18 protein-coding genes are annotated in these 23,538 nt (G+C 57.7%); 3 read left to right on the top strand and 15 right to left on the bottom strand.

Annotated features, from left to right (window positions below):
* The first annotated feature begins 6 nt into the window (after nucleotides 1–6).
* A complete protein-coding gene (locus tag ABNH18_RS03145) occupies nucleotides 7–1,242 on the top strand; it encodes an FAD-dependent oxidoreductase (RefSeq protein ID WP_349381432.1) in 1,236 nt (411 codons plus the stop codon).
* On the top strand, nucleotides 1,239–2,441 hold the full coding sequence (locus ABNH18_RS03140) for an MFS transporter (RefSeq protein WP_349381431.1): 1,203 nt from the start codon (nucleotides 1,239–1,241) through the stop codon (nucleotides 2,439–2,441). Before ABNH18_RS03145 ends, ABNH18_RS03140 begins: the two co-directional genes overlap by 4 nt.
* Before the next feature lie 201 nt (nucleotides 2,442–2,642).
* On the opposite strand, the gene ABNH18_RS03135 is transcribed toward ABNH18_RS03140, so the two are convergent.
* The 3 genes from ABNH18_RS03135 to guaB form a co-directional block, all read right to left on the bottom strand.
* On the bottom strand, nucleotides 2,643–4,094 hold the full coding sequence (locus ABNH18_RS03135) for a catalase (RefSeq protein ID WP_349381430.1): 1,452 nt from the start codon (nucleotides 4,092–4,094) through the stop codon (nucleotides 2,643–2,645).
* 385 nt (nucleotides 4,095–4,479) lie between these two features.
* Nucleotides 4,480–6,051: a glutamine-hydrolyzing GMP synthase gene (guaA, locus tag ABNH18_RS03130; protein WP_349381429.1), complete on the bottom strand. Its 1,572-nt coding sequence runs from the start codon at nucleotides 6,049–6,051 to the stop codon at nucleotides 4,480–4,482.
* A gap of 182 nt (nucleotides 6,052–6,233) precedes the next feature.
* Nucleotides 6,234–7,703 carry an IMP dehydrogenase gene (guaB, locus tag ABNH18_RS03125; protein WP_349381428.1) on the bottom strand — a complete coding sequence of 490 codons (1,470 nt, stop codon included), beginning with the start codon at nucleotides 7,701–7,703 and terminating at the stop codon, nucleotides 6,234–6,236.
* Nucleotides 7,704–7,873: 170 nt separating this feature from the next.
* Between guaB and xseA the strand changes: the two genes are divergently transcribed.
* Complete coding sequence (xseA, locus tag ABNH18_RS03120) at nucleotides 7,874–9,220, top strand: exodeoxyribonuclease VII large subunit (protein WP_349381427.1); 1,347 nt, start codon at nucleotides 7,874–7,876, stop codon at nucleotides 9,218–9,220.
* Here xseA and ABNH18_RS03115 read toward each other — a convergent pair.
* The 12 genes from ABNH18_RS03115 to ndk all read right to left on the bottom strand — a co-directional run bounded on the left by ABNH18_RS03115 (nucleotide 9,177) and on the right by ndk (nucleotide 23,284).
* Nucleotides 9,177–11,117, bottom strand: coding sequence for an ATP-binding protein (locus ABNH18_RS03115; RefSeq protein ID WP_349381426.1), 1,941 nt, complete (start codon nucleotides 11,115–11,117; stop codon nucleotides 9,177–9,179). The two genes, xseA and ABNH18_RS03115, sit on opposite strands and share 44 nt — an antisense overlap.
* The gene (locus ABNH18_RS03110; RefSeq protein ID WP_349381425.1) at nucleotides 11,114–11,983 is read right to left on the bottom strand and encodes a hypothetical protein; all 870 of its coding nucleotides are present in this window, start codon (nucleotides 11,981–11,983) and stop codon (nucleotides 11,114–11,116) included. Before ABNH18_RS03110 ends, ABNH18_RS03115 begins: the two co-directional genes overlap by 4 nt.
* 4 nt (nucleotides 11,984–11,987) lie before the next feature.
* Nucleotides 11,988–14,030 carry a TonB-dependent receptor plug domain-containing protein gene (locus ABNH18_RS03105; RefSeq protein WP_349381424.1) on the bottom strand — a complete coding sequence of 681 codons (2,043 nt, stop codon included), beginning with the start codon at nucleotides 14,028–14,030 and terminating at the stop codon, nucleotides 11,988–11,990.
* A gap of 126 nt (nucleotides 14,031–14,156) precedes the next feature.
* A complete protein-coding gene (gene der, locus ABNH18_RS03100; protein ID WP_349381423.1) occupies nucleotides 14,157–15,566 on the bottom strand; it encodes a ribosome biogenesis GTPase Der in 1,410 nt (469 codons plus the stop codon).
* 108 nt (nucleotides 15,567–15,674) lie between these two features.
* A complete protein-coding gene (bamB, locus tag ABNH18_RS03095) occupies nucleotides 15,675–16,817 on the bottom strand; it encodes an outer membrane protein assembly factor BamB (protein ID WP_349381422.1) in 1,143 nt (380 codons plus the stop codon).
* Nucleotides 16,818–17,453 carry a YfgM family protein gene (locus ABNH18_RS03090; RefSeq protein WP_349381421.1) on the bottom strand — a complete coding sequence of 212 codons (636 nt, stop codon included), beginning with the start codon at nucleotides 17,451–17,453 and terminating at the stop codon, nucleotides 16,818–16,820.
* A gap of 17 nt (nucleotides 17,454–17,470) precedes the next feature.
* Nucleotides 17,471–18,745 (bottom strand): histidine--tRNA ligase, encoded by a 1,275-nt coding sequence (gene hisS, locus ABNH18_RS03085; protein WP_349381420.1) that lies wholly within the window; start codon nucleotides 18,743–18,745, stop codon nucleotides 17,471–17,473.
* A gap of 70 nt (nucleotides 18,746–18,815) precedes the next feature.
* Entirely contained in the window at nucleotides 18,816–19,934 is a 1,119-nt protein-coding gene (gene ispG, locus ABNH18_RS03080; protein WP_349381419.1) for a flavodoxin-dependent (E)-4-hydroxy-3-methylbut-2-enyl-diphosphate synthase, read from the bottom strand.
* A 21-nt stretch (nucleotides 19,935–19,955) separates the two neighbouring features.
* The gene (locus ABNH18_RS03075; protein ID WP_349381418.1) at nucleotides 19,956–20,846 is read right to left on the bottom strand and encodes a RodZ domain-containing protein; all 891 of its coding nucleotides are present in this window, start codon (nucleotides 20,844–20,846) and stop codon (nucleotides 19,956–19,958) included.
* Entirely contained in the window at nucleotides 20,843–21,628 is a 786-nt protein-coding gene (gene pilW / locus ABNH18_RS03070) for a type IV pilus biogenesis/stability protein PilW (RefSeq protein WP_349381417.1), read from the bottom strand. Before pilW ends, ABNH18_RS03075 begins: the two co-directional genes overlap by 4 nt.
* Nucleotides 21,628–22,770: a dual-specificity RNA methyltransferase RlmN gene (gene rlmN / locus ABNH18_RS03065; protein WP_349381416.1), complete on the bottom strand. Its 1,143-nt coding sequence runs from the start codon at nucleotides 22,768–22,770 to the stop codon at nucleotides 21,628–21,630. The genes pilW and rlmN overlap by 1 nt, the downstream gene beginning before the upstream one ends.
* Nucleotides 22,771–22,852: 82 nt before the next feature.
* Nucleotides 22,853–23,284 carry a nucleoside-diphosphate kinase gene (ndk, locus tag ABNH18_RS03060; RefSeq protein ID WP_349381415.1) on the bottom strand — a complete coding sequence of 144 codons (432 nt, stop codon included), beginning with the start codon at nucleotides 23,282–23,284 and terminating at the stop codon, nucleotides 22,853–22,855.
* Nucleotides 23,285–23,538: the final 254 nt, after the last annotated feature.

Raw genomic sequence — 23,538 nt, 5'->3', positions numbered from 1 at the left:
AAACATATGAAAAGCGCCCCCCTGAATCTGCCTGTCGCCGTCATCGGTGCCGGCCCCATCGGCCTGAGTGCCGCCGTTCATCTATTAAAACGCGGGCATACCCCCATCCTCTTTGAAGCTGGCGAACAGGCTGGAGCGAATCTGTCCAGTTGGGGGCATGTCCGCATGTTTTCACCTTGGTCATACAACATCGACCCCGCTGCCGCAGCGTTGCTTAAACAAGATGGCTGGCACGAACCGGATCAAGATCAATTCCCGACGGGCCAGGAGCTGCTTAAACACTATATTACCCCTCTGGCAACGCACGCCCTGATCGCCCCCCATCTGCATCTGAATAGCCAGGTCAGCCACATCAGCCGGCGCAACCATGATGTGCTGAAAACAAAAGGGCGAGACACAACGCCGTTTGTGCTTCGGGTGGTAACGCCTGACGGAGAACGCGACGTGATTGCCCAAGCAGTGATTGATGCCTCTGGTACTTACCAAACGCCTAACTGGCTTGGAGCACACGGCATTCCTGCGCTAGGTGAAAACGCTGCGTCTAATGCCATCACTTATGGTGTTCCCGATATTCTCGGCTCCGCGCGTGATCATTACACCAACAAGACCGTACTGGTGGTTGGCGCAGGTCATTCGGCTTTTAATGCATTACAGGATCTGGCCCAACTTGCCGAACAGACAACCGATATGCGGATTCTTTGGGGTGTTCGCAGCCAGTCAGTGGCTAACATCATCCGCTCTCCAGAAAACGACGAACTTCAGGAACGCAGACTTCTCGAGGTTCGGATACAAGAACTTCTCGATCAGCAAAAAATTGAAATCCATTCAAAAGTTGAAATTGATGCAATCAAGCAAGACAACAACAAACTCATCGTACACAGCGGCCGGCACTCGCTTCCCCCCGTAGATCGCATCATTGCAGCAACCGGTTTTCGGCCCGATCTCAGCCTACTTGCCGAGCTTCGCACTACCATCGACCCGGCGACTCAAAGTCCTTCGCGGCTCGCCCCCTTGGTCGACCCGAACCTGCACAGCTGTGGTTCTGTCCCGGAACATGGCGCAGCCGAACTCTCCCACCCAGAATGGAACCTTTATATCGTTGGTATCAAAAGTTACGGTCGCGCCCCAACGTTCTTGCTACGCACCGGTTACAGGCAGGTTCTGTCAGTGATCTCCGCGCTGGACAGTGATGAAGAGCCGGCACCCGTTCAACCCTGCCCGGCCCCCACGTGCCAGGGATGAACCCGCAACCGGTTAAATATGGCTTTGTTGCAGCCCTGGGGCTTGGCCAAATGGTGTCTTGGGGAGTGCTGTATTACAGCTTCCCCCTGATCGCAGAGGCGATAGTCAACGACATCGGATTGGACCGCAGCTCCCTTTACGCAGCGGCCACTATCGGTTTGCTGCTAGCGGCAGCCATGGCTTATCCGGTGGGCACACTGATTGACCTGGGTCATGGTCGAAAGATTATGGTGGGGGCAACCATCGCCGCATCACTGACCACACTCTTTTGGTCTCATGCTGCAACAGCGCCGGCATTTTATACCGCCATTATGGTCCTGGGCGGGCTTCAGGCTGCCTTGCTGTATGAACCTGCGTTTGCCGTTGTGGTTCGGCAACTGGACACACCGCAAGCCCGCCCGGCGATTACCGCGATAACCCTTTGGGCGGGCTTTTCCAGCACCCTGTTCGTGCCCTTGATTCAGTCCATGCTGGATACATTTGAGTGGCGCAGCACCATAATGGCGCTCGCGGCTATCAACATTGCCATCGCTGCACCACTTTACCTCTGGGCGATTCCGCCAGTCACATCAGCCAGCCGTATCACAGAACCCAAAACACCCACCGCAAATGAACCCTCTCTTTTGCCCATCCTGCATCAGCCGAGATTTTATCTTTTAACCGCCTCGTTCTGTGCTTACATGGCCCTGTTTTCAGGCTTTACCTATCACATCTACCCACTGCTCATCACACTCTCTGATGACACCCAATCCGTGGTTCTGGCCATAGCACTCATTGGGCCTGCTCAGGTAGGCGCAAGGGTACTGATGCTGCTTTTCAAAAAGGTCACGATAGGACAACTGGGCCTACTCACCGGCATCACTTTCCCAGTTGCCATTGTGCTGCTGAAAGCCCCGCCCAGCACTCTGACGCTCATTGCGCTGTGTCTGCTTTACGGGGGTGCCAATGGCATCTTCACCATTGTCCGTGGCATGGCAGTTCCAGAACTATTGTCCCGCCACCATTACGGAAAAATAAACGGCGTCATGCTGGTCCCCATGTCGTTGGCACGTGCCGCTGCGCCTTGGGCAATTGCCGCCTACTGGACGCATACTGAAAACCCACAAGGTGCCATCAATCTAATTCTGGGACTGGCCCTATTAGTGCCTGTGTTATTCGCTTTTGCGATCAGCACCAACCGCAATCGCCATACGTTTTAGCGATCAACCAGCAACAAGAAGACAAAAAAGGGGGGAGGCAGCCCATCCGCCTTTTGATAACGGGACTGCAGACTGAAAAACCAACGGCAGCTGAGACAGCCGCTTACGGCTGTCTCAGGCTCATGAGAGGCCCGCTACCGAGAACGTGAAGAACGTCTCCGCGGAAATCTACACATGCTGCATCTGCCATTCACGCAGCCGTTAGCTTTTAAGGCCTTTGGCAATGCGATCACCCAACGTTTGATCGACATTACGCCAATACTCAATCGCGCGCTCCAGAACTTTCTCGGATACACCCGCGGACAGATGATCAACAATATTGTGAACAAGCCGATCACGCTCTTCGTCATTGAGCACCTCACGCACCATGGTGCCCGCTTGACCGAAGTCATCGTCGTCTTTGCGCAGCGTGTACGCTTGACGCACCATTTCGCCGTCGGAGTACCACTGGGTACCATCCTCGCCGCGTTCCGGGTCGGCTTTGGGGCCACCGTAGGAATTTGGTGCATACACCGGATCGGAAATATTTTCGGTTCGACCAGCGCCATCCTTGGTGTAACTGTTCACCGGGGACTTTGGCTTGTTAACCGGGATCAACTTGTAGTTAACACCAAGACGGTGCCGGTGAGCGTCAGCATATGAAAACCCACGAGCCAACAGCATTTTGTCGGGAGACAGTCCGATACCGGGCACGAGATTGTTTGGCTCAAATGCCGCCTGCTCTATCTCGGTGTGAAAATCAGTCGGATTACGGTTCAACGTCAGCTTGCCGACCTCAATCAAGGGATAGTCACTGTGCGGCCAAACCTTGGTCAAGTCGAAAGGATTGATCCGATAGGTCTTGGCGTCCTCAAACGGCATGATCTGCATCTGCAGGGTCCAGCTCGGATAATCGCCGTTCTTGATGGAGTCGAACAGATCGCGACGGTGGCAATCAGCATCCTTGCCAGTCATATCATCGGCTTCTTCCTGGGTCATGCATTCAATACCCTGATCGGTCTTGAAGTGGTATTTAACCCAGAACTTTTCTCCCTCGGTATTGATCCACATATAGGTATGGCTGGAATAGCCGTTCATGTGGCGCCAAGTCTTGGGGATACCGCGATCGCCCATCAACCAGGTCACCTGATGCGCAGACTCCGGCGACAGCGTCCAGAAATCCCATTGCATATCGTGATCACGCAAGCCGTTGTCCGCACGACGTTTCTGCGAGCGGATAAAGTGCTGGAATTTCATGGGGTCCCTCACGAAGAAAACCGGGGTGTTATTCCCCACCATGTCGTAGTTGCCTTCACTGGTGTAGAACTTCATCGAAAAGCCACGCGGGTCACGCCAGGTATCCGGACTGCCGCGCTCGCCTGCCACCGTAGAAAACCGGATCAGGACGTCAGTCTTGGTGCCGGGCTGGAATACCGCGGCTTTGGTGTACGCGCTTACATCCTTGGTCACCTCGAAATGGCCGAACGCGCCGCCGCCTTTGGCATGGGGCTGGCGCTCAGGGATGCGCTCGCGATTGAAGTTGGCCATTTGCTCAATCAAATAATGATCGTGAAGGACTATCGGCCCGTCCGGCCCTATGGTTAGGGAGTGTTCGTCACTGGCTACTGGGATGCCACTATCGGTTGTAGTGGGTTTCGCTGGTTTATCGCTCATGTGTTACTCCTTTACCGCTCGTAGACACCCAATGAACACTGAGCGTCTATCGCCAAGTAATCGTATTTCGGCGCGCATTTCAATCGACCACAGAGCGTGAGACTTGAAATACCAAGACCCGGATACACTCAAACACTACTCATTCCTGATCGTGTTTTTCTCGAAAAACGACCCTGAATGTGGATCTAAGTATTACTATCCAAACGACAACAACGCATTAAACCAATAGCCAGTTTTACTCGTTTTTACGTGAACCGACTCCCCCAGACAGCCAGGCCAAGCAGTCGCCAGACTAAAAAAACACGCGCCCCAATAACAAAAAACCCGGCTTAAATGCCGGGTTTTTGTTTCTGTGTCTGCTAGAGCTTATCGCTGCCAGTTCGGCTTATTCCCACTCAATCGTCGCGGGGGGCTTGGACGAAATGTCGTAGGTCACCCGGCTAATGCCAGGAATCTCATTGATGATCCGGCTGGAAACCAACTCCAGGAACTCGTAAGGCAAATGCGCCCAGCGAGCGGTCATGAAGTCGATGGTCTCCACGGCGCGCAAGGCGACCACATACTCGTAGCGGCGGGCATCGCCCACCACACCCACTGACTTGACCGGCAGGAACACGGCAAAGGCCTGGCTGGTCTTGTGGTACAGGCCCGCGGCCCGCAGTTCTTCGATAAAGATATGGTCTGCAAGACGCAGGGTATCGGCGTATTCTTTTTTCACTTCGCCAAGAATTCGCACGCCCAGCCCCGGCCCCGGGAAGGGGTGGCGGTAGACCATGTCGTAGGGCAGCCCCAGCTCCAGGCCGATCTTGCGCACTTCGTCCTTGAACAGTTCACGCAGTGGCTCAACCAGTTTCAGCTTCATGTCTTCCGGCAGGCCACCCACATTGTGGTGGCTCTTGATCAAGTGGGCGCCACCGGTCTTGCTGGCAGCGGATTCGATCACGTCCGGGTAGATGGTCCCCTGGGCCAGCCAGTTGGCATTCTCCAGCTTGCCCGCCTCTTCATCGAAGATATCAATAAAGGTGTTGCCGATAATCTTGCGCTTTCTCTCCGGGTCCGCTTCACCAGCCAGTTTGCCCAGGAAGTTGTCTTCCGCGTCCACCCGGATCACTTTCACGCCCATGCTGTCGGCGAACATTTCCATTACCTGGTCGCCTTCCTGGTGTCGCAACAGGCCATTATCCACAAAAACGCAGGTCAGCTGATCGCCAATGGCCTTGTGCAGCAAGGCTGCCACCACCGATGAGTCCACACCACCGGACAGGCCGAGGATTACGTCATCGCTGCCGACCTGATCACGAATGGTGTCGATGGCATCGCTGATAATATTGCTCGGCGTCCACAGGGCTTCACAGTCGCACAGCTCACGAACAAAACGTTCCAGCAAACGGCCGCCCTGTAGCGTATGGGTCACTTCCGGGTGGAACTGGATACCGTAGAAACGCTTTTCATCGTTGGCCATGCCCGCGATGGGGCAGCTATCGGTGGTGGCCGTGGCCACAAAGCCTGCCGGCATTTCGCCGACACGGTCACCGTGACTCATCCACACATCAAGGAATTCCTTCCCCTGCTCTTCATGGTCGACGATGCCATTCAGTAGCGCATTGAATTCCGCTTTCTCAACACGGGCATAGCCAAATTCATGCTTCTCACCGGCGATGACCTTACCGCCTAGCTGTTCAGCCATGGTCTGCATGCCGTAACAGATCCCCAGCACCGGAATGCCCGCGTCAAACACGGCCTGAGGCGCGCGCGGCGTTTCCGCTGCTGTCACTGATTCCGGCCCACCGGACAGAATGATGCCTTTTGGCGCAAACTCGCTGAGTTCTTCAGCGGTCATGTCGAAGGCACGGATTTCACAGTACACACCGATTTCCCGCACACGGCGGGCGATCAGCTGGGTGTATTGGGAACCGAAGTCCAGAATCAGGATGCGCTGGGCATGAATGTCTTTCATGGGGGTCTATCCCGGTGATTGCCGGCGATTGCAGCCGGATCTTGATTAGAACGGGCCCGACGCCAAATGCCTGGCGCCTGACGCTTAAAAACAAAAATCGGTCGAGCACGGCTCGACCGATTTCAGCATCTGGCGTTTGGCTCCAAGCATCAGGCTCTTAGCCAGTGACACCAAAGCCCGAATCACCCCACTGGGTAGTTCGGCGCTTCCTTGGTAATCGTCACATCGTGCACATGAGATTCTTTCATGCCCGCGTTGGTGACTTTGACGAACTCCGGCTTGGTGCGCATCTCTTCGATGGTGGCACAGCCGGTGTAGCCCATGGAGGCGCGCAGGCCGCCCATCAGCTGGTGCACGATGGCACTCATTGGGCCTTTGTAAGGAACTCGACCTTCGATGCCTTCCGGTACCAGCTTCTCGATACCGGCAGCGGCATCCTGGAAGTAGCGGTCGGAAGAGCCGGTTGAGCCGGACATGGCGCCCATGGAACCCATGCCCCGATACGCCTTGTAGTAGCTACCCTGGAACAGCTCCACGTCACCCGGCGCCTCTTCGGTGCCAGCCAACAGGGAACCGATCATGATGGCGCTTGCACCGGCGGCCACGGCCTTGGAGATGTCACCGGAGAAGCGGATGCCACCATCGGCAATCAACGGTACGCCTGTGCCTTCCAGCGCAGCTGCCACGTCAGAAATAGCCGTAATCTGCGGCACACCAATACCGGCCACGATTCGGGTGGTACAGATGGAACCGGGGCCAATACCCACTTTCACCGCGTCCGCGCCGGCCGCGACCAAATCTTTTGCTGCGGCAGCGGTAGCGATGTTGCCGCCTATCACCTGGACCTCGGGGAAATGTTTCTTCACCCAAGCCACCCGGTCGATAACACCCTGGGAATGGCCGTGGGCCGTATCGACCACGATCACGTCAACACCGGCTTCCACCAGTGCCGCCACACGCTCGTCGGTACCGGCGCCGGTACCCACTGCTGCGCCAACGCGCAGACGCCCCTGGGAATCTTTACAGGCATTGGGGTACTTGGCGGCTTTCTCGATATCTTTCACCGTGATCATGCCGCGCAGTTCACCGCTGTCGTTTACTACCACGACTTTCTCGATGCGATGCTTGTGCAACAGGGCCTGAACTTCATCAGCGCCAGCACCTTCCTGCACAGTCACCAGCCGGTCCTTACCGGTCATGATGTCCTGCACGCACTGGTCGTAGTTGGTGATGAAGCGGGTATCACGGCTGGTGACAATGCCCACTACCTCATCGCCTTTCACCACCGGAACACCGGAAATGTTGTTGGCTTCAGTGATGCGCATCAGCTCGGCCACCGTGGTATCCGGGCTGACGGTAATCGGGTCTTTGACGACACCGGATTCGTATTTTTTCACCATCCGCACGTTACGTGCCTGGTCCTCGATATCCATGCTTTTATGGAGGATACCGACGCCCCCTTCCTGCGCCATGGTAATGGCTAGGCGGTGCTCGGTAACCGTATCCATGGCTGCGGATACCAGTGGAATATTCAGCGCGATGTCCCGAGTCAATCTGGATTTCAGGGACACGTCCTTGGGCAGCACATTGGAATGGGCAGGCACAAGCAAAACGTCATCAAACGTTAATGCTTCTTGGGCAATTCTGAGCATATTGCACCGTAGGAAGTGAGGGGGGAGCCTGGCGGATGCCACCGGGCGGAGCGGCAGCACCTAGAATGGGACAGGCACCCCGTTAAATTAAGCGGGCGATTATACGACATTACCGGCTAACCACACAATCACCGCTGGCAGGGTACAAAAAAACGGGCTACCCTCCCGCGATGACCATTTCATCCCGCGCCGAACCACTGTCTATCAGCCAGTTGAACCTGGATGCCCAGGGCCTGCTGGAAAGCTCTTTCCCTCTGATCTGGCTCCAGGGCGAACTCTCCAACTTTTCCCGCCCGGCTTCCGGTCACTGGTACTTCAGCCTGAAAGACACGCGAGCCCAGATTAATGGGGCTATGTTTCGAAATCGCAACAGGCTGCTGGATTTTGCCCCCCAAAATGGCCAGCAGGTGTTGGTGCGAGCCAAAATCACCCTGTATGTGCCCCGCGGCAACTTCCAGATTGTGGTCGAACACATGGAGCCAGCCGGCCAGGGCGCTCTCAAGGCTCAATTCGAGGCGCTCAAAGCTCAGTTACAGAGCGAAGGGCTGTTCGCCCAGGACCGCAAACAGGCCCTGCCGGCCTGGCCTGGCCAGATCGGGGTGATCACCTCCCCCAGCGGCGCCGCCATCCGCGATATTCTTCAGGTTCTGCAGCGGCGCTGCCCGTCCATCCCCGTGGTGATTTACCCGGCAGCGGTACAGGGCGCAGATGCGCCGGCCCAGCTGCGACAGGCACTGGGGCTGGCGGTAACCCGCAACGAATGTGACGTCTTGATTATCGGTCGCGGCGGTGGCTCGCTGGAAGACCTGTGGGCCTTCAACGATGAAGGCCTAGCCCGGGCGGTTGCCGATTGTCCCATTCCCATTATTTCCGCCGTGGGCCATGAGGTCGACACCGGCTTGACCGACTTTGCCGCGGATATGCGCGCGCCGACCCCGTCCGCCGCTGCAGAGCTGGTGAGCCCGGACCTGTCAGTGGTCAGCCAGCGACTTGCCGGGTTGCATCGGCGACTGCGCTGGGTCATGGCGCAACAACTTCGTACTCCGCAGGAACGCCTGCGCCATCTGAGCCAACGGCTTCGCTCCCCCCGCCAGCACCTTGAGCAAAGCAGCCAACGGCTGGATGAATTACACAATCGCCTGCAGCGGCAAATGCAGCATCGCCTCACACTGCTCCAGGGCCGGCTGCAACCCAGCCAGCAACGGTTGGCCCGATTGTCGCCAGAGCGGCTTTTGCTGGACCGCCAGCAACGACTGGCTGCCCTGAACAAACGGCTGCCGCAACCGATACAACGACAGATTCAACAACAGCAATTGCAGCTGGGCGGGTTAAGTAAGCGCCTGCAAACGGCCAGCCCGTTGGAAACTCTGGCGCGCGGTTACAGCATTACCTTCAAGGGGGACGAAGCGGTGCGTTCAGTGAACCAATTGCAGGCCGGCGACACCCTGACCACACGGCTGGCCGACGGCGAAGTTACTGCCCGGGTGGAACACGTCCAGGGGTCAGATACGGACTAAGCGCCCGCGCCAGCTGCTGGCGACGGAACGGCTTAGCCAGATGAGAATTCATACCCACCGCCAGGCAGCGTTCGCGCTCTTCATGCATGGCATTGGCCGTCAACGCCACCACCGGCATAGGCGCCCTGCCCTGCTCGCGCTCCCACTGCCGCAGCCGCCGGGTGGCCTCCAGGCCATCCATCACCGGCATCTGCACATCCATGAGGATACAATCGAAGTCACGCTGGCGCGCTTTCCCTAATGCCTCCTCGCCATTGCTGGCCATCACCACGGTGGCGCCCATCTGTTCAAGAATACGCTGCGCCACCATGGCATTGACCACATTGTCTTCCACCAGCAACACCAGACCATGCAAAGTAGGTTGTGCCAGCTCAACCGGGCTGTCCGCCCCCGCCCGCACACTGGCCACCGACTGCTCCCGGAACAACAGGCGCAACGACAGCGTAAAGACACTGCCCTTATCTTCCTTGCTGCCCACCATAAGGGTGCCACCGAGCATTTCGCTGAGCTTGCGTGCAATCGCCAACCCCAGCCCGGTGCCACCGAAACGGCGAGAGGTGGAAGAATCAATCTGGGAGAATGCCTTGAACAGGCTTGAGCGTTTTTCTTCTGGAATGCCAATGCCGGTGTCAGCCACGGCAATACTCAGGTCCAGCCAATCGCCACGGACCGGCAGCACCGATACGGTGACGGTAACGCCGCCTTCTTGCGTAAATTTCACCGCATTGGAAATCAGATTACTGAGCACCTGACGCAACCGCGTCGGATCACTCCGAGCCACCTTCCCTGCCAGCGCATCGTCACCTTCAAGGCGCAAATACAGCCCTTTGCTCTCCGCCACATAGCGAAACGTCGCAATGCAGTTCTGCAACAAAGGCCGCAACTCGAAGAAAGACGGATCCAGATCCATGCGCCCGGCTTCGATGCGCGAAAAATCGAGAATATCGTTAATCACATCCAGCAAGTGGCCGGTGGATTCCAGCGCCGCTTCGGTGTATTCGTGCTGCTCATCGTTCTGGGCCGTTTCTTCCAGTAATTGCAGCATCCCCAACACGCCATTCATTGGGGTACGCAGCTCGTGGCTCATCATAGCCAGAAAATCGCTTTTGGCCTGGCTGGCGGTTTCGGCGCTGCGATGGGCCTGCTGCAATTCTGTCATGGCGGCCTGCTGCTTGTGCCGGGCCCCTTCCAGAGCCCCCGCAAGCTCGTTGACATTATCTTGCAGTTCGCCCAATTCCCCCTGTAAACGGCTGTTGCCCCGCACGGAGTATTCCCCCTGGCGCAGGGTCCGCAACAGGCCAGACAAATAGCCCAGTGGCGCGGCAATCTGGCGCGCCAGATAATGGGCGATCCAGAGCCCCAGGATCATAGCGAAGAAGGCGGGAATGATACTGGCCAGCAAAATCTCCTTTTGCCGCGCCAACAACCGGGCACTGGACATGCCAAGCACCACCTCACCAATGCGATCAGGTCTGTCATCGCGCTCCACGGTGCCGTCCAGCATCCCTTCCGGCGCCACAGACTGACGATAAATACCGGAATGAAACTCGATGATTTCATCGCTTTTTTCCTGACCATTGCGCCCCTCGTACAGCAACACCTGGCCATCACCATCGCGGAACACCACGTATTGCAGATCCGCCCGCTGCATGGCCAGCTGCGCCTGGCGGCGCAAGTCCGTGTAATTGCCCGCCAATACGCCGTATTCCGACGCCGAGGCAATTTGCTGGGCCAGAAAGCTACCCAGCTCATGCAGGTCTCTATCGGCGTCCTCAAAGCGTTGCCAGGTCAGCGCCACCAACAAAAGACCCAGCATGAACAGGGCAGGAACCAGACCCAGAATTTGCAATTGCTTGCGGATTCCCGGGCCTTTGCGCGGTACCTCAGCATCCGTCATGGCACCTCCCTCGCACTTTGCAGAGCATCCTGAAGTGCCCCACTCTCGCGGTAATGCATATCGAAACTGCTGGCAACGTGCTCGTTCACCACCACGGACGGGCGAGGCACAAAGGCGGAGGCTCCCCACTGGCCAATGTCCGCAAAATCGCGCAGCCGGTGAACGGCCTCGCTGACCAGGTCGCTACCGCTGGCATAATATGATGCCACGCTGCCCGCATTCACAAACGTCAGGTCCGGGCCAAACACTGGGCGGCGCTGGCGATAACTGGTCAGCAACACCAGTTTGGCAGCATCTGGCCCCAGCAGGGCGTCGTCCACGGGAAGCACAATGGCATCAAGATGATTGAGATTCTCGCGCAGGGTGTCGCCCAGGTCTCGGGCATTCTTGACCGGCAGCAATTCCAGTTTGATCGGCCCTTGAAAACCCCGCACCTCCTCTGCAGACCAAACGCTGTCCGTGCCCAGCACCACTCCAACCCGGCGAGCCAGAGGCATCATGGCATGCACCAGCTGCACCTGATTCACCAGGCTGACGCCCGCCCAGATAGCCGCACATTGGCAGCCCCCGCGCACGGCCTTTTCGCTTAAGGCGCGACTAACATGGACTCCCAACAACGGTTTGCCATGGGCCATGGCGCGGGTAAAAGCGGCATCGCCGAGGGCGACCAGCACATCCGCCGCGTCGGACTCATCAACCACACGCAGACTCGCCGGCAAGTCCTGCGCCAACGAAAGCACAAACACATCTTTGAAAGGGCTCGGCTCGGCCAGCACGTGGATCCTTTGCACCGGCGCAGACAACGCACCACCGGCCGTTGCCAACAGCAAAAGAAATACCAGTACGCGTCCATGCCTGCTCCGCATCCGGCTACATCCTCACCGTCACACCCAGCCACATACGGTCTTGCTGGTAATGATTCTCTGCAAAAACCATCGGGTCGTTATTCAGGCCATGCTGAACAACCGCCCGCCACTCCAGCTCCGTGGGGCCGGCACGGTGTCGAAAACGAAACTGCACGTCCGCACGCTCAAAAACGTTGTCGTTATAATCATTGGACAGATAATACGCGGATGAAAATGCCCAATGGCGGCTGAACTGCCAGGACCACAGGGCGCTACCGGAATCCCGGGCGGCAAAACGGCGCTCGGTTTTTACATTCGTCCTGGTGTGAATGTGCGCGCCGGTCACACGCAACAAATGCGACTCATTCGGCCGCCAGGAGAGCTGGGTTTCTGTGCCCTGATGGTTCACCCACCCCTCATTGCTAGGCTCAAATTCAAACGGATTCAGGGCCGTGCTCAACAGGTTCGTCAGGGTTTCCTGAAAATAGCGCACATCCAGTTCTACCGCAGAAAACTGCCCGTAGTAGCCAGCCTCCCAGGAGCGGATACGCTCCGGCTCGAAGGTACCGGGGCTTTGCTGGGTCACAAAAAAATACGCCGGAGCCCAGCCCAGCAACGCCTGGGTATTACTAGCGAACGGTGGTGACAAGGTTTGCGCCTGAATGTTGATATTGGCGCGCTCCTCATAGATATCCGGCGTTCGCAGCGCTTCGGAATACACATAGCGAAGATGATGGCCCGGCAGCACCCGCCAGTTCACGCCAGCTCGGGGGCTGAAATGATTACCACTGATCTGGTCCCGCTCCCAATAGCCGCCCAGATTTACCGTAACGGGTTCAAGAACATCCAGCGCCAGATTGCCAAAAAACCGGTAGCTGACATTGTCTTCCGTGCCGCCCAGATAACTGTCGGACTGCACCCGGTCATGGCGGATTTCGGCGCCACTGACTAACCGCGCCCAGCGAGTCAGTTGCAGGGTGTCCTGAACTTCCAGGTCGTAGCGGATTTCCTGCACATCCAGCTCGCTGCCGGCACAAAAAGGCGCGCCAGCGCTTTGCAGCATCAGATAACGGTTAGTGGCATCGGCATCCGCTGGAAAGGCCGCAAAGGTGCTGTCTATGTCACTGCTATTGAGCAGATACAGGTCACGCAATTCCTGACTGAAGAACAAACCGCCCCCCGGCCCGGGCTGGCCGGTCACGGGGTCCCGATAACAAACATCAAAGTCAGTGACTTCCTGATTGTATTGGCCGTAGGTATGAACCTGTAGCTGATGAGTCCGGCTGAAATTGTGCTGCCACTGCAACGACACAAATGCCCGCTCGCCTTTTTGCATCGGCTCGCCCTGGTAGTCGCCAAGATCGGCAACGCCAGGTTCCTGCTGGCGCCCCAGTCGGCTGCGGCTACCACCGGCCTGCACCGTGAGCGTATTGCGGGCATCCGCTTCCCAAACCCACTCGGTATTAAGCGTGTCGATGCGCTTGGTATCCGGCAGGGTTTCACCTTCGAAGGGCTCGTCATAGCCGTTATCCGCCCGGCGCGACACAGAGGCTCTTACCGCCCCGTTTTCCAGTTGGTGAACACCAACCAAATGCGCATCGCGGATACCGTTATTGCCGCCCTGCACGGTTACACCGCTCTTGCTGATATCCCGCGGATCACGGGTAATGATATTGATCACGGCGGTAAAGGCGTTGGCCCCGTAGGCCGCCGCCGCCGGGCCACGGGTAACTTCGATGCGCTCCACATCCCGGATATCCACCGGCATGTCGTTCCAGCTCACCCGGGACAGGCCCGGTTGATACTGGCTACGACCATCGAGCAGCACCAACATGCGCCGCTGATCGCGAGCCTGGGTGGGGTGATAGGCCACCGAAGGGACATTGCCGTCCACCTTCACCGCCGCCATGCCCGGAACCAGCTTCAGCACTTCGTAAAGCTCGCGGGCCCCGCTGGCTTCGATCAGCGTGCGGTCAATGACCGTGACACTGGCAGGCGCCTCAGATTGAGGCTGACTGACACGAGCAGGGGTAAGCACCATGGCAGGCTGCTGGGCCGGTTCCATCATCGGCTCGATGGCCTGCGCGGAAACGCAAAACACGCCTAACCAACCGGTTATCCCCCAATACCCCCAGCGTTTGATAACGCACCCTCCGTGTTGCCTGCTCCGGCTCCCTTCCTGGCCCGGCGCAAATTATTTTTTCATTCGCTTGATCATCCGTTTGCGCTTGTGCACTTGTCGATCGGTGAGCACATTCTTGCGCCCTTCATACGGATTCGTACCGGACTTGAATTCCAGGCGAATCGGCGTGCCTTCCAGTTTCAGCAGCTCACGGAACCGATTCTCCAGAAACTTCTTGTAGCTGGCCGGCAGGGCTTCCGTGCGGTTGCCATGCAGCACCAGCGTCGGCGGGTTGTTACCGCCCAAGTGAGCATAACGCAATTTCGCACGGAACCGCCCATTGCGGGGCGGCGGATGACCGTTGGTGATTTCTTCCATCATGCGGGTCAGCTCGTTGGTGCCGATCTTGATAAAGGCACTGTCCCACGCCTGCTCCACCATGCCCCAGAGATCCCCCACCCCGGTGCCATGCAGCGCAGAAATAAACTTGATCTTCACCCAGGGGGCGAATTCGAGTCTCCGACCCAGGTTCACCCGCACGCGTTCTTTATGGTCCGCCTCCAGGCCATCCCACTTGTTCACAGCAATCATCAGGGCCCGGCCACTATCCAGTGCGTAGCCCAGCAAGTGCAGGTCCTGATCGGTAATGCCTTCGCGGGCATCGATGACCACCACCACCACCTGGGCCGCTTCCATGGCCTGCAGCGCCTTGATGACAGAGAACTTCTCGACCGTCTCAAAGACCTTGCCGCGCCGGCGCACCCCCGCCGTATCGACCAAGGTATAGGCCCGCCCCATCCGCTCGAAAGGTACATCGATAGAATCGCGCGTCGTGCCGGCCTGGTCGAACACCACCACCCGCTCTTCACCGAGCATGCGGTTAATCAGGGTGGACTTGCCCACATTCGGGCGCCCCAGTACCGCCACGCGGATACTGTCTTCACCGGGTTTCTTGGAGGTCCGGTGCTCGCCTTCCGGCAACAGCTCCAGATCCGGGAACGCGGCCAAAATGTGCTCAATCATGCTGGTGACGCCGCGCCCATGGGCCGCTGCGATTGGCAGCACCTCGGTGAGCCCCAGCGCAAAAAACTCAGACATTGCCGAGTCTTCATCGATACCGTCAGTCTTATTGACGATCAAGTAGGTGGGTTTGGGAAGCTTGCGCAGGTCGCTGGCGATCTGCTCATCGGCGGCGGTCAGGCCGGCGCGACCATCCACCATGAACAGCACCACATCGGCTTCGCCCAGAGCCTGCAGGGACTGGCTGGTCATCGGCGCATCAATGCCGTCATCGTTCTCGCCAATACCGCCGGTATCCACCACCGTGTACAAATAGCCGCCCAGCTGGCCATCCCCGTATTTACGGTCACGGGTAAGCCCCGGAAAGTCGGCCACCAGGGCATCCCGGGTACGGGTCAGTCGGTTGAAGAGTGTGGATTTGCCCACATTGGGCCGCCCCACCAGGGCGATTACCGGCTTCATAGTCATCTCAACGAGGTTTCAACGGCGCTATGGTAACGCCAAAGGGGGATTCAAACGAAAAAATCTGCGCGGAGCGCAGATTTTTCAGGTATCGAGAAAGCAGACCGGCTATTTTGGCCGCACCGTGTAAGCCGCCAGCTTACCGTCGTAACTCAATACATAAAGGGTATCTTCATAGCTGACCGGGGTGCCCGCGAAGCCATCCCAGTCATGCCGCTTGCGCGCCACCAAGGTGCCGTCATCCGCATCCATCCAATGCAAGTAACCCTCAAAGTCGCCCACTACCATCAGGTCACCCTGCACTGCGGTGCCGGTCAGGCGACGACCATATAGCTTGTCCTGCTGCCAGAGCACACTGCCGGTACGCTGGTCTACAGAGCGCACCACACCGCGGTCATCGGCCACAAACACACGTCCACCACTGGCGCTGATCACCTGGGCACTGGACATTTCCTTGCCCCAGTACTGGCGACCATTGATCTGGTCCGCCACGGCCAGCTTGCCCTGAAACGCCACGGCAAAGACGCCGCCACCTTCCACAATCATGTTGCCATCCACATCGGTCAGGCGATCCAGCTCGGAGCGCCCGGTGGGCTCAGCAATACGCTGCTCCCAGGCCGGCACACCGGTATCGGCATCCAGGGCTGCCAGTTTGGCATTGGCGAAACCGGCGTAGACGCGGCCATCAGCAATGGCAGGCTGAGCCAAACCACGCAAGGTCAGGGTGGGCACCGGGGTTTCATAATCCCACACCTGATCACCCGTATTGGCATCCAGCGCCGTCACATGGCCATCCTGGGTCTGGAACACGGCGATGGTGCCGTTACTGTTGGGAATCGCCAGAGATTCACCGGAAAGCTGGGTGCGCCACAGCTCTTCTCCACTCTCCATGGACAGTGCCACGGCCATCCCTTCACGGGTACCGTAGAGAAGCATGCCGTAGCCGGCATAAAACCCGCCGCCAATGCGGTCTTCAGTTTTTACCCGCCATTGGCGCTTGCCCTTGTCACGGCTGACGGCATACACCTCACCAAACACATCACCGGCAAACACCTGTTGCTGGGTGACGGCCGGACGCAGGGTAAGCTGGCTTTCTTCCACCCCGTCGCCCACACCTTCTTTCCAGAGCCGCTTCACCTTGTAGCTGGCATCAAAATCCGGCAGGTCATTAGGCTCAATAGCATTCGGGTTGGAGCTACAACCGGCTAACAGCATGCCGGCCAGTACAACGGGGAGAAGGAAATATTTCATTTAACTCTTCAGGTCATCCAGTTTCATCTGCACACGGTCTTTTTCACCGTTGTCCTGCAGGGCTTCCAGCGCCTGGGTATAGGCATCTGTAGCGGCTTGCTGGTCGTCACGGGCTTTCGCCAGATCGCCACGCAGTTCCAGTGCCATGCCATTAAAGGCGGCCGGGAAAGTGTGATCAAGTTCGGCAGCAGCCTTGTCGTAGGCCTCCTGCTGCAACAACACACGTACCAGACGCAGGCGTGCGGTGTAGGTCAGTGCATCGGTGGCGCCGTCGTCAGCCACGCCCTGCAGCAGGGAAGCGGCTTTATCGTACTCGCCCGCCTGCACCGCCAAACGGGCCTGGGCCAGGCTGGCATAGCCTGCATAGGCACTGCCGGGGAAATCGTCTTTCAGGGCTTCAGCTTGCTTGTTCACTGCCGCTTCATCCACTTGCTGTGCGGTCAGCGCTTCTACCATCACCTGATACTGCTTGGACGCCTCAGAGGATTGCTCGCCCTGATGGCCTTGCCATTCGCGCCAGCCGATCAAGGCCGCCACCGCCAGCACCACAGTAATAATCGCGGCAGTACCGTTCTTCTGCCACCATTCCTTCAGCAGCTCTGCCTGTTCTTCCTCGTCGCGCATGTAATCCGCCACCCTGCTCTCCTTTCTTATTAATTGTCCGCCAGGAGCGTTACCAGCTCACTGGCAACCTGATCCCGGGATACTTGCTGCTGCTCGGCCTGGCCGCGCAAGGGTTTGACCATAACACTGTTATTGGCCAGTTCATCTTCGCCGATGATCAAGGCCACCGCAGCACCGCTGCGATCGGCTTTTTTCATCTGGCTTTTGAAGCTACCACCACCGCAGTGCAACTGAATTGCACGGTTGGGCAAGGCATCGCGAAGCTGTTCGGACAACACCATGGTCGATGCGAGCACATCGCCCATGGCCATCACATAGACGTCCACCGGCGCAGACAGTTCCGGTTTTTCCTGCTCGATAAGCAAAATTAGCCGTTCAACGCCCATGGCGAAGCCCACCGCCGGGGTCGGTTTGCCGCCCAGCTGCTCTACCAGACCATCATAACGGCCACCGGCACACACCGTGCCCTGAGCACCCAGTGCATCGGTCACCCATTCGAAGACCGTCTTGCCGTAGTAATCCAGCCCGCGCACCAGATAGGGGTTCACTTTATAAGCAATGCCACTGGCATCAAGCAAGGCTTTCAGGCCTTCAAAATGAGCCACGGCGTCATCATTCAGGTAATCCGCCAGCTGCGGCGCATCCTTGAGCACCCCGCGGGTGCCCGGGTCCTTGCTGTCCAATACGCGCAGCGGGCTGCGCTCCAGACGTTTCTGTGAGTCCCCGTCAAGCGCATCGAAATGGGTTTTCAGGTAAGCCACCAGCGCATCGCGGTAACGGGCCCGGTCAGCACTATCACCCAGGGAATTTAGCTCCAAGGTCACCTTGTCGGTCAGACCGAGGGCTTTCCACAGACGCGCGGTGAGCAGAATCACTTCGGCATCGATATCCGGCCCCGTCATGCCAAAGGTTTCCACCCCAATCTGATGAAACTGGCGATACCGGCCGGCCTGAGGGCGCTCGTAGCGGAACATGGGTCCGGTGTACCACAACCGTTGGGTCTGGTTGTACAGCAAGCCGTGCTGCTCACAGGCACGCACACAGCTCGCCGTACCTTCCGGGCGCAGAGTCAGGCTGTCACCGTTGCGATCGTCAAAGGTGTACATTTCCTTTTCGACGATATCGGTGACTTCGCCGATGCTGCGCTTAAAAAGGTCAGTCTGTTCCACAATGGGCATGCGGATTTCCTGATAGCCGTAGCTGGCCAGCACCGATCCCACTTTTGCTTCCAGCCACTGCCACAGGCCGGTCTGTTCCGGCAGGATGTCGTTCATCCCGCGGATGGAGGTGATTTTCTTGCTCACGAACATTCCTTAAAAACGCAGAACGCTGGACGCCTAACGCCGGGCGTTAACCCACGCCCGGCCAAGCCTTCTATTCACTACGGGCAATAATGCCCCTTTCTTCATCTTCGCGCTGTTTCTGGACCTTGGCACGCACCATTCGCTCCAGCTCATCGACCAGATCGTCAGCGGTAATGTGATGACTCTTTTCGCCGTCCCGATACGCAAGATTATTCGGTGTGCCACCGGTAAGGCCCACATCCACTTCACGGGCCTCGCCCGGGCCATTCACCAGACAACCAATCACCGCCAAATCCACGGATTCATTGATGTCTTCCAGGCGCGCCTCCAGCTCATTCACCGTCTTGATCACATCGAAGTTCTGACGTGAGCAGCTGGGGCAGGCAATGATGTTCACGCCTTTCTTGCGCAGGTTCAGGCTTTTCAGAATATCAAAGCCTACTCGCACTTCTTCCACCGGGTCTGCAGCCAGGGACACACGAATCGTGTCGCCAATGCCTTCCATCAGCAACGAACCCAGTGCCACCGCAGATTTCACCGTACCGGAGCGGAACGTGCCCGCTTCGGTAACACCCAGATGCAACGGCTGCTCCAACTGGGAGGATAGCTTGCGGTAGGCTTGCAGCGTCATGAACACATTGGAGGCCTTGACGCTAACCTTGAAGTTCTGGAAGTCGTAACGGTCGAGGATATCCGCATGGCGCAGAGCCGATTCCACCAGCGCATCGGAGGTGGGTTCCCCGTATTTGCGTTGCAGCTCTTTTTCCAGCGAACCGGCGTTAACACCGATACGAATAGGCAAGCCCTTGTCCTTGGCGCACTGAATCACCGCCTTGATACGGTCTTCGCGGCCAATATTGCCGGGGTTGATACGCAGACAATCGACGCCCTGCTCGGCCACCGCCAAAGCAATTTTGTAGTCGTAATGGATATCCGCTACCAACGGCACATCCACCTGCTTGCGGATTTTGCCAAAGGCTTCCGCGGCATCCATGGACGGCACCGACACCCGCACGATATCCACACCGGCATCCTGCAAACGGCGGATCTGGCCAACGGTGGCATCCACATCACAGGTTTCGGTATTGGTCATGCTTTGTACGGAGATCGGGGCATCGCCACCGACAGGGACATTGCCCACCATGATTTGGCGGGTTTTACGACGCTGAATTTTAACTTCCGGTTCCATGGTGTTTTCTACCCTCGCGAATCAGGGAGCGGAGATTCGCACAACTTTACCGGGGGAATCCGTCGGCAAGGTGACAGCGCTGCCGTTTACCCGCAGCTCGTCCACCGCACCGGCGTTACCGAGAGTCAGGCTGAAGGGCGCTTCGCCATCCAGCATTAGAGAGGCGCCACCGGATTGCTCGCCCTGGCGCAGGGTGCGCCCGGTGGCATCAGTGACCTTAATCCAGCAATTGCTGGTAAAACTGAGCAGCAGGCGATCCAAGCCATTGGCCGCGAGCATGGACGAGCCATCATCACTCTGCTGGGTCTGACTATCGCTGGCTGGATCGATATCAGACGCTCCTTCCTGCATACCGTCGCCAGTGATGCCTTCATCGTCAAGGTCGGCGCCTGCCGGGGCCCCTTCGGGGCCCAAGCCATCGAGCCCGTCAACGGCACCTTCAGCAGACTGGGCGCCGGCATTTTCATTCATGTTTTCCGGCTCAGCGTCTTGCTCTGTCGCCGGCGTTTTTTCCGGCAGAGCAGGCAGCTCTCCGCTGGCAGGCCAGAGCGCCCACAACAGCGCCACCAGCACTGCCAGCGCCAGTGCAATCAGCACCGGCTTGCGCCAGGCCGAAGGCGGCGGCGTAATGGACGGCAATTGCAGCGGCTTGTCCAGCACATCGTCGTTAACCATCTGCTGGAAAGTATTGGCGATTTCATCCGCCGGCAACCCGAGAAGGCGCGCGTAATTGCGCAAATAACCCTTCACAAAGGTCGCTTCCGGCAAGCGCTCATAATCGTCCGCATCCAGGCTTTGCAGATAGGTCAGCGACAAGTGCAAACGCTGGGCCGCCTGTGCCTGGGTCATCCCTTGGGCTTCACGGGCTTTGCGACAACGTTCGCCGGGTAAGACCACCATGTCATCGCTCATTGCTGCGCTCCTTTCTCTTGCTCAGCTTTCCATTCCTGCCACTGACGATACTCGCCAGAGCGGCGGTACAAATTATCCAGCGCCAGCTCATAGCTGGATTGCTGGTTGCGGTAACCCAACGTATTGGACAGTTGAATCCCCAGCCACAGAGCGCGGGCACTCTGGCGACCGGTACGCTGTACATATTGCTGGTAATAATCCCAGGCCAGACGGCCCCGATTTTCATCGAAATACAACTGCGCCAGCTCCAGGTTGGGCTGAACAGAGCGCGGATTCAGACGCAGCGCTTTCACATAAGCATTGCGTGCATCGTCATCGTTGCCCAGCTTCTGATAGCAGCGCCCCATGTTTTCCCAGGCACTGCCGCGGCCTTCATAGGACGGATCGTTGGCGGCTTTCTTGAAATGCTTCAACGCCTGCTGGTACTCACCACGGCCATACAACAAGGTGCCATAGTTATTCAGGGCTGGGGAATAATGACGATCCGCATCCAGCGCTTTGCGGTAATGGTATTCTTCCCTTTCAGGGTCCTGCTCGTACTTGTAAAGCAACGCCATGGCGTTGTGCGCAACGGCACTGTCATCATCCAGACTCAGCGCGCGAGAGAAATGGCGGCGAGCTTCTGACGGACTCCCTTGCTGCAAATATTGCAACCCAGCAGCCACACGGCTGTTTACCGCATCATTTACTTTTACCTTGGGCCCATCGTCCACCGTCACACACCCGGCGGTAAAAAATCCTGCAAAGCACAGGATAAAAATAACCTGGAAAAAACGTTTCATTAGGTCTGCGCTGTGTTGTTATCGGTTTGTTCGGCGCGGTGAAAAATGGATTCCTTCCAGCGCTCGCTGCGCCGGGTACGGTCCTTCACCTGCCCCACTAACTGACCACAAGCGGCATCGATATCATCGCCGCGCGTTGTCCTGACCGTGGTCATCACTCCATTGTCATTCAGGTACTTGTGGAACTCCAAAATATCGTTCTTGCGCGACCGCTCATAACCGGCATGCGGAAACGGGTTAAACGGTATCAAGTTCACCTTCACAGGAATGCCGTTGAGCAGTTTAACCAATTGGCGGGCATGTTCCGGCTTGTCGTTCACATCCCGCAACATCACATATTCCATGGTAATGGTGTTATGGCGATGAGTGATGTTCTTGCTGTAATTCTTGCACGCCGCCATCAGATCTTTGAGCGGATACTTGCGATTGAGCGGCACCAGCTGGTTACGCAGCTCATCATTGGGCGCATGCAGGCTCACTGCCAAGGACACATCCAGATCCTCACTGAGCTGATTCATTTTCGGAATCACCCCGGAGGTGGAAACGGTGATGCGTTTTTTACCAATGCCGTAGCCCAGATCATCTTTCATGATCCGCATGGCCGTCAGCACCTTGTCATAATTAAGCAGGGGCTCGCCCATGCCCATCATCACCACATTGGTAATCGGGTGCTGGCCCAGGTTACGACGCGGGCCAAAGGCGCGGCTGGCCTGCCACACCTGACCGATGATCTCGGCGCTAGTCATGTCGCGCTGAAAGCCCTGCTTGCCGGTGGAACAGAAGCTGCAATCCACTGCACAGCCCACCTGGGATGACACACACAGGGTGCCGCGACGACCATCGGGAATAAATACGGTTTCCACGGCACCGCCGTTATCCATTTCGAACACCCATTTACGGGTACCGTCACGGCTAATGCTCTCGTGGGTCACCTCCGGGCCGCGGATTTCCGCCACCTCGGACAATTTCTGGCGCAATGCCTTACCCACATCGGTCATTTGCTCGAACGAATCCGCCTGGTGGTGATGGATCCATTTAAGCACCTGCTGGGCACGAAACTTCTTCTCCCCCATGGTCAGGAAGAACTCTTCCATTTGCGGACGAGAAAGGCCGAGCAGATTCACCTTCTGTTGGGCGGTCATAGCATTCTCCAATAGGAAACCGGGTTTCCTTTAAACGCCAGCCACGACCCGAGTCGTGGCTGGTATTGCACGCTGGCTGAGATTAGCTGGCGCGCGGGCAAACCTCTTCGTCGGCGAAGAAGTAGGCCAGTTCGCGGGCGGCAGACTCGGTGGAGTCAGAACCATGGACCGCGTTTGCGTCGATAGTTTCCGCAAAATCTGCACGGATAGTGCCGGCTTCGGCATCTTTCGGGTTGGTAGCACCCATCAGGTCACGGTTTTTGGCAACCGCATCTTCACCTTCCAGCACCTGTACAACCACGGGACCGCTGGTCATGAAGCCAACCAGATCCTTGAAGAAAGGACGCTCTTTGTGCTCAGCGTAGAAACCGCCTGCTTTTTCGTCGCTCAGGTGTACCATTTTCATGGCAACCACGCTCAAGCCAGCCTTCTCGAAACGGGTAACGATTTCGCCGATCACGTTCTTGGCCACGGCATCAGGCTTGATGATAGAGAGTGTGCGCTCAACAGCCATCAGTCAGTTCACTCCAGAATTGCGTTAAATGGTCCTCGGGAACAGCAAGGGCTGTCCGGGGCAATGACAGGGGTGATCGCTGGCCAGTCAAAGCTGCCAGTTTCACCACCCCTTGGAACCGGCGGATTATACGCAAGCGGGGCGAATTATGATACCGTTGCCGCCCCGTCGGAAGCGCCCATGTCCTGCTGTTACCGGGGGCGCCCATTTTCTTCCTCGCCCCCTATTCGACAGCGCCCTGTAATGGCGTATAA

Origin of the sequence: Alcanivorax sp., from assembly GCF_040118815.1 — a bacterium.
Lineage (GTDB): Bacteria > Pseudomonadota > Gammaproteobacteria > Pseudomonadales > Alcanivoracaceae > Alcanivorax.
This window is presented reverse-complemented; position numbering and strand designations above follow the sequence as displayed.

Bases quoted from the DNA above. Each gene is read 5' to 3' on its own strand.
- ABNH18_RS03105 (WP_349381424.1), bottom strand. From the start codon at position 14,030: ATGATGGAACCGGCCCAGCAGCCTGCCATGGTGCTTACCCCTGCTCGT.
- bamB (WP_349381422.1), bottom strand. From the start codon at position 16,817: ATGAAATATTTCCTTCTCCCCGTTGTACTGGCCGGCATGCTGTTAGCC.
- ispG (WP_349381419.1), bottom strand. From the start codon at position 19,934: ATGGAACCGGAAGTTAAAATTCAGCGTCGTAAAACCCGCCAAATCATG.
- rlmN (WP_349381416.1), bottom strand. From the start codon at position 22,770: ATGACCGCCCAACAGAAGGTGAATCTGCTCGGCCTTTCTCGTCCGCAA.
- ABNH18_RS03075 (WP_349381418.1), bottom strand. From the start codon at position 20,846: ATGAGCGATGACATGGTGGTCTTACCCGGCGAACGTTGTCGCAAAGCC.
- der (WP_349381423.1), bottom strand. From the start codon at position 15,566: ATGAAGCCGGTAATCGCCCTGGTGGGGCGGCCCAATGTGGGCAAATCC.
- ABNH18_RS03135 (WP_349381430.1), bottom strand. From the start codon at position 4,094: ATGAGCGATAAACCAGCGAAACCCACTACAACCGATAGTGGCATCCCA.
- xseA (WP_349381427.1), top strand. From the start codon at position 7,874: ATGACCATTTCATCCCGCGCCGAACCACTGTCTATCAGCCAGTTGAAC.
- pilW (WP_349381417.1), bottom strand. From the start codon at position 21,628: ATGAAACGTTTTTTCCAGGTTATTTTTATCCTGTGCTTTGCAGGATTT.
- ABNH18_RS03140 (WP_349381431.1), top strand. From the start codon at position 1,239: ATGAACCCGCAACCGGTTAAATATGGCTTTGTTGCAGCCCTGGGGCTT.
- ABNH18_RS03115 (WP_349381426.1), bottom strand. From the start codon at position 11,117: ATGACGGATGCTGAGGTACCGCGCAAAGGCCCGGGAATCCGCAAGCAA.
- ndk (WP_349381415.1), bottom strand. From the start codon at position 23,284: ATGGCTGTTGAGCGCACACTCTCTATCATCAAGCCTGATGCCGTGGCC.
- ABNH18_RS03110 (WP_349381425.1), bottom strand. From the start codon at position 11,983: ATGCGGAGCAGGCATGGACGCGTACTGGTATTTCTTTTGCTGTTGGCA.
- guaB (WP_349381428.1), bottom strand. From the start codon at position 7,703: ATGCTCAGAATTGCCCAAGAAGCATTAACGTTTGATGACGTTTTGCTT.
- ABNH18_RS03145 (WP_349381432.1), top strand. From the start codon at position 7: ATGAAAAGCGCCCCCCTGAATCTGCCTGTCGCCGTCATCGGTGCCGGC.
- guaA (WP_349381429.1), bottom strand. From the start codon at position 6,051: ATGAAAGACATTCATGCCCAGCGCATCCTGATTCTGGACTTCGGTTCC.